The following is a 12,227-nucleotide window of genomic DNA, read 5'->3' as shown; positions in this document are numbered from 1 at the left end:
ATCGACGACCGTGACGGTACACCGACAAGACTAGAGGGCTTCAGCCCACTACGTCCATACTTCCCTCCGGACCAGCTAGGCTTTTGGTCTGTAGTGGAGCAAGTTACGAAGGGCCCGAGCCCTGTCAGGACTCGGTGCCATCTCCCACCCGGATCGGCGGGACGCAGACGGGTGCGTCATCGCCTCCGCCCGCGCGACAGCCCGGCCGAGCCCGGCCACACCTTCGCCGACCACGAACGCACCCTGCCACCGCAGCCGAGGCCGCGGGACTCACCACGTCCTGCAGATCGCGGCCATCAGCCGCCCCCGGCGCCGACTGAGCTGACGATGTATCACCCGGTGCCGGCCTCCCCCGTCACGAACGTCAGCCTACGGCCGGAGCGGCACGCCTTGGTGACGCGTGCCACTCCGGCCCTCGAAGCCCGGGGTCAGTTGTAGACGTTGAATTCCGCGACTGACCACCAACTACGGGCAACATTGCCGGTATTGACGACCTTGATGTAGCGAGCTGTCTGCGTCGGGAAGGAAATCAGGTGGACTCGCTGGCCGTCCGCTACGGACGTGACCTTGGTCCAGTCGGTTCCATCCGTGGACACGTATACGTCTGCGCTGCGCGCATAGTCGCTGACACTGCCGCCGACATCCAGCACGATCTTGTCGAAGGTCTGCGTCTGCCCCATGTCCACCTGGATCCAGAGGCCGTCGTACTGCCCTGTTCCGGAGCTGTACCGGGTGTCGGAATTGCCGTCGAGCATGTTTCCGGGCGCGTCCCACTGACTTGCGTCCGAAGCCTTTGCGGTCCAGCCTGTCCGCGGCAGCGCAGGACCAAGATCTATCACGTCGAACGATGATCCACCTGCGTCTGCTCCGCCGGCCCCCTTCACGGAAACCTTGACCTTCCCACCTGGAAGCCCCTTCGGAACGTAGGCGCTGATACTCGTGTCCGACCAGGTGTCTATTTCGGCATAGCTCGATCCGAAATACACCGTACCCAGCCCCTGCGCATCGCCGAAACCAGAACCGCGAATCGTGAACTTGGAGCGCGGCATTCCTCGTTCCGGCTTCAATTCACTGAAGGTCGGCGATGGGAAGCTCGACAGCTTCTTGGTGGTGAACATCGCCGAGGTGCCGCTTGGCAGCGTATAGGTGTACGAGCCGTCGGTGGATATCTTGAAACTCTTGCTGTCGGTGGTCCCGTTGAACACTACGGTTACCTGCGACCCTTCCTTGCTGGTCCAGGTCTTCAGCTGGAGGCCGTTCGATACTGCTGCAGGAGCTGTGATCGAGCCGGTTCCACGCGCAGACCCGTACACCTCGATGTCGCCGATGGCCCACCAGAAACCGGACGCCGCGGTACTGACGATGCGAATGTACTGTGCCGTTCGGGTCGGCAACGTGACGGCTATCTTGCCGATGCCCCCGCTGCCGCTCGCAATCGCGCTGCCCCAATCGGCTCCGTCGTTCGACACGTATATCTGGTACCTGGTGACGTAGTCGAACGAATTGTTCACGCCGGTGTCGAGGACGATTTTGTTGAAGCTCGTGGGGTTCCCCAGGTCGATCTGGAACCAGTCGCCGCTCGTCGGCCCGTGCCCGAGACTCCACCTGGTGTTGATGTCGCCGTCGATCGCGTTCGCGGCCACCCCCCAGTCCGGCTGCGCGGAAGCCGTGGCGGTCCACTTGCCACGGCTCAGCGCCCTTCCGGTCGTCTGGACGGAAGCTCCGATCGGAAGGGAGTACGTGACCAGCTTGTTTCCGGTGCGGAGGGAGTTCTGGTAGGGCAGCAGTGCCGGGTCGTACGTGACGGTGACCGGGCCGGATGCCGACGTGAACGTGAAGTCGTGTGTCGGGTCCGAGACCTTGGTCGCTGCGGGGGTACGGCCGCTCTGCGCAGGCCCGGAGTACGTGAAGGTGACGGCGTCGCCGGCGTTCAGGGTGTAGTCGAACGAGTGTGTCCCGTCCGCGACGCTGAAGGTTTTCGCGGCGCTGCCCGAGTTGTGGGCGATCAGGACCTTCGATCCGTCCGGGTTCTGGAACGCGACGTTCTCTATGCTTCCTTCGCCGAAGGTGTTCGAGTAGATCCGGCGTGCTCCGGGCTTGACGAACCTGCCGGCGTGAGCCAGGGCGTGGTAGTCCACGTTGTAGGTCACCCGTCCGTCGGCCGGGTCGATCGTGAGCAGGCCCCGGAGCATGGGTATGCCGGCCGTGTCGCTGTTGAGCGGGCCCCGATCGGGGTCGAGTGCGATGTTCCACAGCATCACCCCGTTTGCCCAGTTGCGCGTTCCGTTGATGATCCACGTTCCCAGTGCTTCGCTGAACGCCGTCTGGTCGCTGTCCTGCCAAACGCCTCCGGTGGCTTCTGTGATGAAGGTTTCCTTGCTCGGGTAGTCGTTATGGACCACTGCCTGGTAGTTCGGGTTGCCGCTGTAGATGTGCCATCCGGTTCCCGCGGTGTACTTGGAGGCTGCGGGGTCGCTGAAGATCGTCTCCGGATACGAGGGCACGTCCCAGTTGTGGTCCCATGCCAGGATCTTCGTGGAGATTCCGTTGGCTTCGAACGCCTTGCCGATCTCCTGGATCAAGTCGGCTTCCTGGTACGCGGACAGGAACATCCCGGGCCAGGTGGGAGTACCCATGGGTTCGTTCTGCGGGGAAATGTAGGAGATGGGCACGCCGGCTTCGCCATAGGCGTGGATGAACTTGACGAAGTAGTCGGCCAGCGCGGAGGTGTACTCGCTCTTGAGGGTGCCTCCGATCATGGAGTCGGAGGTCTTCATCCAGCCTGGTGGGCTCCACGGGTTGGCCATGATCTTGATGGACGGGTTGAGTGAGAGGGCCTGCCGCAAGGCCGGAATGATGTACGGCACGTCATGCTGGACGGAGAAGTTGGACAGCGTGGGGTCCGTTTGCCCCGCGGGCATGTCGTTGTAGGAGTAGTTCCCGGACGCGTTGAAATCCGTGGCGCCCATCGGAGAGCGGAGCAGACTGAGGCCGATTCCCTTCGAGGGATCGAACAGCTTCTCCATCAGCTTGGTCCGCTCGGCGGTGGACAGCTTGTCGATGAGCCAGGCGGAGGAGTCGGTCATGGCCGCCCCGAAGCCTTGGACCTTCTGGTACTTGACGCTGTCGTCGATCTTGATCGTCAGCGGGTTGGCCGTTCTCCTCGCCTTGAACAGCACATCGTCCTGGCCGGCGACCCACTTGTCGGCCGATACGTCCGTCAGCCACACACGGACGGAATTGTCACGTGAGGCTTGCTTCAGCTGCGGGGCGGCGACGGCGTTCCCGGAAACCTGGTTCCAGGCGGCAGCGACACCAACGGCGGAGGCCAGGAACTGGCGTCGTCCGAGACCGTATGACCTCATGGAAGATCCTCCTTCGGACCTGCTTGTTCAGTACTGGGGAGAGCGGGTGGGACACATTGCCGAGGTGGGGGATCGACCGGTTCGAGTCGGTTCTACGGCGACGCCGGCGCCGGCTCTGCGGCGCCGGTGCTCGGCTCCTTGATCACGAGCGGGTGCAGTTCCCACGCCTCGACCGCGAAGCCGAGGCGCGTACCGGGGGCGGTGCGGGCCTGAAGTCGCCACGGGCTCTGTCCTGTGGGGTAGAAGCGCAGGGTGAGGACCTGGCCGGTGGTGATCAGGAAGATTTCGGCGATGGAGTGGTCGACGACGACGCGCAGGTCGACGGGCCGGTCCGGCGGGCAGGGCATCCGGTGGGAACCGCCGCGGCCCCGGCTGTCCAGTGAGGCGTTGTCACGGTCGACGACGAGTTCGCCCGCGTCCACGTCGAGACGGATGTCGAGGTACTCGGAGCCGTCCGGGGTGGTGAGCAGCCGCAGGCCGGCGTTTCCGGTCGGCTCCAGACGGGCCGTCAGGTCGAAGGCGCGGCCCACGGTGCCGAGCTCCACCGGCTGCGAGCCGTGCGTCGCGCCTGTGGCGGTGACGGTGTGCCGGCCGCGCAGGGCGAGCAGTTCGGTGGCGGGCTGCTGGCGCAGTGTGCCGTCGTCGTGGACGTGGATCTCGCGGGGCAGGGTGAGGACCCCGGCCCATCCGTCCGCGACGGCCCAGGCTTCGTCGCGGGCTTCCCACGACCAGCCCCACAGCAGCCACCGGTCGCCCGGTGCGCGCAGCAGGGCGGGTGCGTAGCAGTCGGGGCCGTGGTCGACGGGCACCGCTGAGCCCGCCTTGAAGTGGCCGTCGTGCTCTTCGCCGATCAGGGCCGCGACGCTCTGCGGACCGGTGGGTTCGGTCCAGGTGCCGAAGAGGAGGGCGCCGCGTCCGTCGGCTGCCGGGAGGTATTGCGGGCATTCCCAGCCCTCGCCGGTGAGCAGGTCGGTGCCGCCGATGGGCTCCGGACGACGGGTGGCGAAGGGCCCTCGGTAGGCCCAGTCCTCCAGGTCGGGTGAGTCGTACAGCAGGGCGGCGGCGCGGCCGTCCGCGAGGGCGACCCCGACCAGCATCCGCCAGCCGTCGCCGTGTCGCCAGACGTACGGGTCGCGGTACATGGTGCAGCCCTCGGGCAGCTCGGGGATGACCGGTTCACCACTCGGGCTGAACGTCCGGCCGCTGTCTCGGGAGACTGCGCGGGTGACCGGCTGGTGCTGGAACGAGCGGTCCTCGCGGTGCGCGGAGTAGAAGACGACCAGCCGTTCGCCGTCGGAGACGGCGTTACCGGAGAAGCAGCCGTCGGCGTCCAGGCCACCGGGGGCCGGGGACAGGGCGATCGGCAGTGGCTCCCAGGTCAGCAGGTCGGGGCTGCGGAAGTGGCCCCAGTGCATGTTGGCGTGGTTCGCTCCGTGCGGGTTGTACTGGTAGCACACGTGGTAGTGGCCGTCGTGGAAGACCAGCCCGTTGGGGTCGTTGATCCAGTTGCGGGGCGGGCGCAGGTGCGCGACGGGGAAGTGCGGATCGCGGGGTGGGGTGGACACACGCGTGCCTTTCGGTATGGCAGGGGACCGCCCCGCCGGCCCTCTGGTTCGCGGGGCGGCGGGCCGACGGGGCGGTGGTCTTCAAGCCTGTGTGCGGCCTTCAGGTCCGGATGCGGAATTCCACGCTCAGCTGCTGCTCCCGCCGTGAGCTGGGGCCGACGCGGAGTGCGAACTGGCCTGGTTCGACCACTCGGCGGTTGTCGGCTGTGACGAGAGAGCACTGGGAGGCAGGGATGCTGATGCGGACGTCCAGGCTTTCGCCGGGAGGTATGTCGACCTGGTTGAAGCCCTTCAGCTCCTGCTCGGCCCAGGTGACGCTGGTGGTCAGGTCGCTGACGTACGCCTGAACCGTTTCCACGGCCCTGCGGCTGCCGGTGTTGGTGAGCCGCACCGTGGCGTCGACGGTGCCGTCGGCGGAGACCTCCGGGTCGTGCACGACCAAGTCGGAGTAGGTGACCGTGGTGTAGGTGAGGCCCTCGCCGAACGCGAAGAGGGGGTCCTGTGTGAGATCCGCATAGCGGCTCCCGTGCTGGCCTCGCACCTGGTTGTAGAAGACCGGTTGCTGTCCGACGTGACGTGCGAAGGAGACCGGGAGCCGGCCACTGGGATCGACGAGTCCGAGAAGCAGTTCGGCGACGGCGCGGCCACCGCGCATGCCCGGGTTGAACGCCTCGATGAGGGCTGCCGCGTTCAGTGCCGACTCCGGGAGGGCGCTCGGCTTGGACTGGGCCAGTACGACGATCATCGGTGTGCCGGTGGCGGCGACCGCGTCCAGCAGCGCGATCTGGCCTCCCTGGAGGTCGAGCGTCGCCGTGGAGCGCACCTCGCCGGTGAGGGCGATGGTGTCCCCCACGACCACGACGGCGTAGTCGGCGGTCTCCGCGGCGGCGGTGGCCTCCCGAAGCTGTGCCTGGTCGACCGGGGCGGGGGTGAAAACGGATGGCTGCGGCTGGCCGTCGGGCCCGAGGGACCACTCGGAGTTGGATGCGGGGTTTTCGATGTCGGCTCCGCGGGCGTAGGTGATGGTCCAGTCGGCCGGTGCGACGGCGCGAAGGCCGTCGAGCACCGTCTCCACCGACTCGCGTGGATGTCCTTCGGGCATCCACGGGACCTGGCCGGTGGCGCCCGCCCAGTCGCCGAGCATGGCTTGCGTGCTGTCGGCGTTGGGGCCGATGACCGCGATCGTCCGCGGCCTGTCCCGGCTCACGGCGCGCCCCGTTCCGTCCGAGGTCAGCCCGCCCTCGAGGGGCAGGATCCCCTCGTTGCGCAACAACACCAGGGAGCGTCGGGCGGTCTCCAGGTTGAGGTCGGCGTGTGCGCGGCAGCCGATCACCCGCGCCTGCCGCTCGGGGTCGGGGGCGCGGGGGTTCTCGAAAAGTCCGAGCTCGAACTTCAGCCGCAGAACCCGCCGTACCGCGTCATCGATCTGCTTCTCTTCGATCAGGCCGCGGGCGACCGCCTCCTGGGCGCCCTCGAAGAACTGCGGTGTGGCCATGATGAGGTCGTTCCCGGAGTTGACGGCGACCGCCGCCGCCTCGGCGTAGTCGGCGCAGGTCCGCTGGTCGTAGACCATCCGGCCGACGTTGTCCCAGTCGGTCACCAGCGTCCCGGTGAAGCCCCACTCGCCCTTGAGCACGTCGTTGATCAGCCACTGATGCGCGGTGATGGGCACCCCGTCGATGGACTGGTAGCCGAGCATGAAGCCGCGGCAGCCGGCCCGTACCGCCTGCTCGAAGGGGGGCAGGAACCACGAGCGCAGCTTGCGGGGGCTGAGATCGGCTTCGCTGGCGTCGCGCCCGCCCAGGGTTTCGGAGTAGCCCGCGAAGTGCTTTGCGTACGCCAGCACGGCTGTCGGGTCGCTGAGGCCGTCGCCCTGGTAGCCGCGTACCATCGCCGCCCCGAGTTCACCGATCAGGAACGGGTCCTCGCCGAACGTCTCGTTGATCCGGCCCCAGCGCAGGTCCCGGGTGATGCACAGCACCGGGGAGAACGTCCCGTGGATTCCGGTCGCCGCGATCTCGGTCGCGGCCGCTCGGGCGACTCGGTGGAGCAGGGAGGGGTCCCAGGTGCAGGCCATGGCCAGCTGGGTCGGGAAGATGGTCGCCCCCGGCCAGAACGAGTGGCCGTGGATGCCGTCGTCGGCTGTCAGCAGCGGTATGCCGAGCCGTGTCTGCCGGGCCAGTTCCATGGCCTGCGGCATGAGGTCGGGAGACACATGCAGAACTGCCCCGGCCAGCTTGGCCGACACGATGTCCGCCAGGTCCCCGTGTTGTGCGTCGAGCATCAGCAGCTGCCCGACCTTCTCCGGCAGGGTCATCCGGGACAGCAAGTCGTCGGTTCTCGCTTCGACGGACGCTTCGGGATCCAGGTACGCGGCAGAGTGGACCGGCTGTCCCACGGTGTTCTCCAAGAGATGAGTCGTCACAGATCAGAGAGTTGCTGGGCGACGGTGAGTGCTTCGTCGCGCGAACCTTGCCGCCCGGCGCGGCGGGGCTCGCGTGCGGTCCGTCCGCCGCTCCGGGCGGGACCGGTACGGCATGGGGCGGCGGGGCGGGAGCCGGGGTGTCACTTCAGGCCGGTGGTGGCGATGCCGGCCACGAACTGGCGCTGGAAGAGGAGGAAGACGATCATCACCGGCAGGAGGACGACCATGGCGCCGGCGAGCAGGATGCCGAAGCGGGTGAAGGACTGTCCGCTGCTGGCCAGGGCGAGGCCGACGGGGAGGGTGTACTGGCTCTCGTTCTGGGCCACGACCAGGGGCCACAGGAAGTTGTTCCAGGAGCCGAGGAAGGTGATGATCCCGAGGGTGGCGAGGGCGGGCTTGGTCAGCGGCAGGATGATCTTCGCGAAGATGGCCAGTTCGCGGCAGCCGTCGACGCGGGCGGCGTCGATGAGTTCGTCGGGCAGGGTGGAGATGAACTGCCGCATCAGGAACACCCCGAAGGGCGTGGCCAGGAACGGAAGGATCAGCCCGAGCAGGGAGCCGGTCAGCTGCATGTTGGCCACCAGCACGTACAGGGGGACGAAGGTGACCAGGCCGGGGATCATGAGGGTCCCCATGACCAGCAGGAAAACGGCGCGCTGTCCGCGGAACTCCAGCTTGGCCAGGGCGTATCCGAGCATCGAGCAGAAGATCAGGTTGCCCGCGGTGACGGCGAGGGCCACGATCACGGAGTTGGCGAACATGCTCGTGAAGTCGAGCGTGCTGAACAGCTCACCGTAGTTGGCGGTCGTGGGCACCGTGGGGATCAGGACGGGCGGGACCCTGCGGATGTCGGCCTCGGGCTTGAACGACCCGGACAGCATCCACAGGAACGGCGCGACCATCAGCAGCAGGGCGCCGGCGAGCGGTATGTACAGCCAGGGCCGGCCCCAGTTCTGCCGGATGCGGCGGCGCCTCAGGGCGCGGTCCGTGCCCGGTTGTGGCGTTCGGAGAGTGGAGAGGGTGCTCATGACGCATCAGTCCTTGTCTCGCAGCACGCGGAACTGCAGCACGGTCAGCGCGACGATGAGGACGAAGATGACGTAGCCGGCGGCCGACGCCATCTCGTAGTTGCCGTTGCCGAACTGTTTGTAGGCGTACAACGTCGCCGACAGGGTGGAGTCCAGCGGTCCGCCATCGGTCATCACGAACGGCTCGTCGAAGAACTGCAGATAGCCGATGCCGGTGGTCACAGCGGTCAGCAGCAGGGCCGGCCGCAGGAGCGGGAAGGTGACCCGCCAGAACCGCTGCCAGGGCCCGGCGCCGTCGAGTTCGGCCGCCTCCATCAGGGACTGGGGTACGGACTGCAGACCCGCCAGCATGATGATCATGACCGTGCCGAGGTTGCGCCACACCGCCATCACGATCATGACGGGCAGGGCGAAGCGGGTGTCCGCCAGCCAGGCCGGACCGTCGATTCCGAACCAGCCCAGGACGAGGTTCGCCAGTCCCGCGCGAGGTTCCAGGAGCGTCTTCCACACCACGGCGACGGCCACGATGCTGGTGATCACCGGCAGGTAGAAGCCGACCCGGAAGACGGCCCGGAAGCGGCGGATGCCCCGGTCGAGGGCAACCGCCGCCGCGAGCCCGGCGGCCAGGGTCAGGGGCAGGGCCACCAGGACGAACACGGCCGTGTTGCGCAGGGCCGTGAAGAACTGCGGGTCCTCAAAGAGGCGTACGTAGTTGTCGAAGCCGACGAACGACACGCTCAGCGGTGTGCGCAGGTCCGCGCTCTTGGTGTCGGTCAGGCCCATCAGCAGCGACCACACCACCGGCAGCAGCATGAAGGCCAAGAAGAGCGCGAGGAACGGGGCGGCGAGGACCCAGGCGGCCCGGGCCTGCCTGCCGCGCGCCGTGCTGCGGAGCCCGGAGTGCCGGCGATCGGCACTCCGTTGCGACCCTGCGGTGCCCTGCTCGTGGGTGTCGCCCCGCTCGGGGAGCGTTTTCGTGGACATGGATGTCATCCGTCCGTACGTGGGTTGTCCGTACGAGGGGTATGCACGCGGCGGCGCTCAGCGGCCGGTGCCGATGCTGGTGGCCTTGGACTGCAGCGTCTTCTGCACCTCGGCGACGGTGGCCTTGCCGAGGGTCAGCTTCTCCAGTTCGGAGTCGATGGTGTCGGCGATCTGCTGCCACGTCGTGATGGCGGGCGGCGCCTTGCTGACCTCGAGCTGCTCGGCGAACGCCTTCAGGTTCTCGTCCTCGGTCAGCTTCCCCTCGGTCCACGCCTGGGGCGAAGGAGGCAGGCTGCCGGTGGCCTTGGAGTAGGTCGCGAGGTTGGCGGGCTCGGTCAGGAACTGGGCGAACTTCCATGCCGCGTCGGGGTTCTCGGCCTCCTTGAACACCGCCAGGTCGCTGCCGCCGGCGAACCCGGCGGGCTGCTCGGTGTACGGCATCGGCATGGTCTTCCACTTGCCGTCCAGCTCCGGGGCGTCCTTGTGGAGGCTGCCGCCGGCCCACGCGCCCTCCTGGTAAACGGCGATCAGCCCGTCGCGGAAGCCCTGCACGTTGTCCGACCTGTCGGTCGGCGCCAGGCCCTGCTTGGGGACGCTCGCGTAGTCCTCCAGCGCCTTGGCGACCTCGGGCGAGTCGAAGGTGAACGTCCCGGTCTTGGCGTCGTAGATGTCACCGCCCTGCTGCCAGACCATCGGCACCCAGAAGATCCAGGAGTTGAAGCCCATCACCAGCCCGCTGGCATGGCGCAGCTTGGGGTTCTCCTTGCCGGCGGTGGCCTGGATGGCCTTGAGGTCCTTCAGGTACCCGGCCCGGTCGCCGGCCAGGGCGCCCTTGATACCGGCCTTCTTGGTGATGTCGGTCCGGTAGAAGACCGCTTGGGTGTCGGCGATGAACGGGACGCCGTAGGAGATGCCCTTGTACTTGGTGGTGTCCCACTGGCCGGGGTAGAAGTCCGAGGACTTGATCGACTTCGGGGTGGCCTGGAAGCCGTTCAGGGCGGCCATCTCGGCCATCCAGGTGCTGCCCACCATGGACATGTCCGGTGTGTTGCCGCCGGCTATCGCGGTGGTCAGCTTGTCGTGGGCGCCGTCCCACGGGACCGCGGTGATCTTGACGTCTGCGTCCGGGTTCTCCTGCTCGAACTTCTTGGCCAGTGCCTTCAGGTCGTCGTCGGGGTCGCCCATGGACCACATGACCACCGTCCCCTTGGCCTTGCCCGCGCCGATCTCGGCGGGGGCATCGTTGCCGGGGCCGGAATCCTCGCTCCGGCCGCAGCCGGTGGCCACGAGGGCTGCCGTGAGGGTGACGCACAGGGTCTGGACGGTTCTGACAGCGTGACGGGTGGTGATACGCATGATGCGGCTCCTTGCCGTTGAGCGAGACAGGCGGGGGGGCGGCGAAGGTCAGGAAGGGGCGGGCGCCCGGATGGGCCGGCCCACGAGTGGGCGGCATCTGTGGTGACAGCGGCGGCGGTCCCTCGCGGGTCGCGGTGGGAGCGTCCGACGCGAGTGGGTAACGGCCGGGCGGGATGTGCCAGGCGCCCCCGTCGGTGTCCCGGATCGGGAAACTCGCGGGCGGAAGGTGCAGGTGGGCGGTGCCGCGTGAACGCAGGCGCAGCCGCCGGATGTGGTGAGGAAGGCGAGGCCGAAGAGGGTCGCCCGGGTTTCGAGGAGAGAGGTTTCAGGAGACAGGGGCGGTGCGTCACCGGCAACGCACCGCCCGGCCGCCAGGCGCCCTCACTCACGCATCGCGATGACGTCGCGTCAGTTCGAGCTCGGCTCTGACGTCGAGCCACGGATCACGAGGCTGGTGGGAACGATGCGCGAGGGAGCGGCCTCCGGCGATCTGCGCACGTGGTCGAGCAGCAGACGAGCCGCCGCCTCACCCATTTCCCGCATCGGCTGGCGGATGGTGGTCAGCGCCGGATAGGTGTACGACGCCACCTCGACGTCGTCGAACCCCACCACGGCGACATCCCGCGGAATCTTGAGGCCGGCCTCGTGCAGGGCCGCGATCACGCCGGCTGCCAAGGGGTCGTTGTGCCCGAAGACCGCGTCGAACTCCACGCCGTCCGCGAGAGCTTGCGCCACCGCGCTCCGGCCGTCGTCGAACAGGAAGTCGCCGCAGATGATTCTGCGTGGGTCGAGTTCGATCCCGGCCTGCGCATACGTGTCGACGAAGCCGCCCAGCCGTTCCTGCGTGCACCCGTACTCATCAGGCCCGGTCACCACCAGAGGGCGACGGCGGCCTAGGTCCAGCAGGTGGTGCGCCGCCTGCTCACCGCCCTCCCGGTTGGTGGTGGCCACGTAGGGGAATCCCGGCCGCTGGAAGCGGTCGTCTATCAGCACCACCGGCAGTCCGGCCTCGTGCAGTTCCGTGATGGACCCCAGGGCCCCCTCGGGCTCTATCACCAGCAGCCCGTCGAACGACTTGGCAGCGACCTGCAGGCCCAGCCTGCGCAGTGACTCCTCACCGCGGTTCCAGGTCAGGATCCGCAGCCCGAAGCCCTCGGCCTCCAGCGTTTCAACGACCGCCTGCACTATGCCGGCCCAGGCCCAGGCCAAGTCAGGGACCAGCATGCCGATCATCTGTGTCGTGCCGCGTGCGAGCCCCACTGCCCCGGCGCTCGGCACATAACCGAGTTCCGATATCGCCTTGCGGACCTTCAAGACGGTGTTCTCGTTGATCTCGCCCTTGCCGTTCAGCACCCGCGAGACCGTCGTCTTGCTGACCCCGGCCCGCGTGGCCACGTCGGCGATAGTGACTCCCATGTCACCTCCCCTCCCTTCCTGCAGAGGCGGAAGACTTCCCTCCCGCACCGAAGGGCCGATCGTACAGAGCCCTGTGGAACCGGTACCG

General features: G+C 67.6%; 7 protein-coding genes. All 7 read right to left on the bottom strand.

All coding sequences use genetic code 11. The features are described from left to right. Positions 1-428: 428 nt before the first annotated feature. Positions 429-3,365, bottom strand: coding sequence for a discoidin domain-containing protein (locus tag ACZ7EG_RS19640; RefSeq protein WP_471079987.1), 2,937 nt, complete (start codon positions 3,363-3,365; stop codon positions 429-431). A 92-nt stretch (positions 3,366-3,457) separates the two neighbouring features. After that, positions 3,458-4,930 carry a glycoside hydrolase family 32 protein gene (locus ACZ7EG_RS19635; protein WP_471079985.1) on the bottom strand — a complete coding sequence of 491 codons (1,473 nt, stop codon included), beginning with the start codon at positions 4,928-4,930 and terminating at the stop codon, positions 3,458-3,460. Positions 4,931-5,030: 100 nt separating this feature from the next. Continuing rightward, positions 5,031-7,328, bottom strand: coding sequence for a glycoside hydrolase family 3 N-terminal domain-containing protein (locus ACZ7EG_RS19630; protein WP_471080409.1), 2,298 nt, complete (start codon positions 7,326-7,328; stop codon positions 5,031-5,033). Positions 7,329-7,495: 167 nt separating this feature from the next. Further along, positions 7,496-8,383, bottom strand: coding sequence for a carbohydrate ABC transporter permease (locus ACZ7EG_RS19625; protein ID WP_471079983.1), 888 nt, complete (start codon positions 8,381-8,383; stop codon positions 7,496-7,498). A gap of 6 nt (positions 8,384-8,389) precedes the next feature. Beyond that, positions 8,390-9,376, bottom strand: a complete 987-nt coding sequence (locus tag ACZ7EG_RS19620; RefSeq protein ID WP_471079980.1) for a carbohydrate ABC transporter permease — start codon at positions 9,374-9,376, stop codon at positions 8,390-8,392. A 48-nt stretch (positions 9,377-9,424) separates the two neighbouring features. Further along, entirely contained in the window at positions 9,425-10,723 is a 1,299-nt protein-coding gene (locus tag ACZ7EG_RS19615) for an extracellular solute-binding protein (RefSeq protein ID WP_471079977.1), read from the bottom strand. 408 nt (positions 10,724-11,131) lie between these two features. Further along, a complete protein-coding gene (locus ACZ7EG_RS19610) occupies positions 11,132-12,139 on the bottom strand; it encodes a LacI family DNA-binding transcriptional regulator (RefSeq protein WP_471079974.1) in 1,008 nt (335 codons plus the stop codon). Between the last annotated feature and the right edge of the window lie 88 nt (positions 12,140-12,227).

Source organism: Streptomyces sp. NPDC037100 (genome assembly GCF_055606225.1).
This window is presented reverse-complemented; position numbering and strand designations above follow the sequence as displayed.

Excerpts from the sequence above, each read along its gene's own strand:
- ACZ7EG_RS19610 (WP_471079974.1), bottom strand. The coding sequence starts at position 12,139 with ATGGGAGTCACTATCGCCGACGTGGCCACGCGGGCCGGGGTCAGCAAG.
- ACZ7EG_RS19625 (WP_471079983.1), bottom strand. The coding sequence starts at position 8,383 with ATGAGCACCCTCTCCACTCTCCGAACGCCACAACCGGGCACGGACCGC.
- ACZ7EG_RS19640 (WP_471079987.1), bottom strand. The coding sequence starts at position 3,365 with ATGAGGTCATACGGTCTCGGACGACGCCAGTTCCTGGCCTCCGCCGTT.
- ACZ7EG_RS19620 (WP_471079980.1), bottom strand. The coding sequence starts at position 9,376 with ATGACATCCATGTCCACGAAAACGCTCCCCGAGCGGGGCGACACCCAC.
- ACZ7EG_RS19615 (WP_471079977.1), bottom strand. The coding sequence starts at position 10,723 with ATGCGTATCACCACCCGTCACGCTGTCAGAACCGTCCAGACCCTGTGC.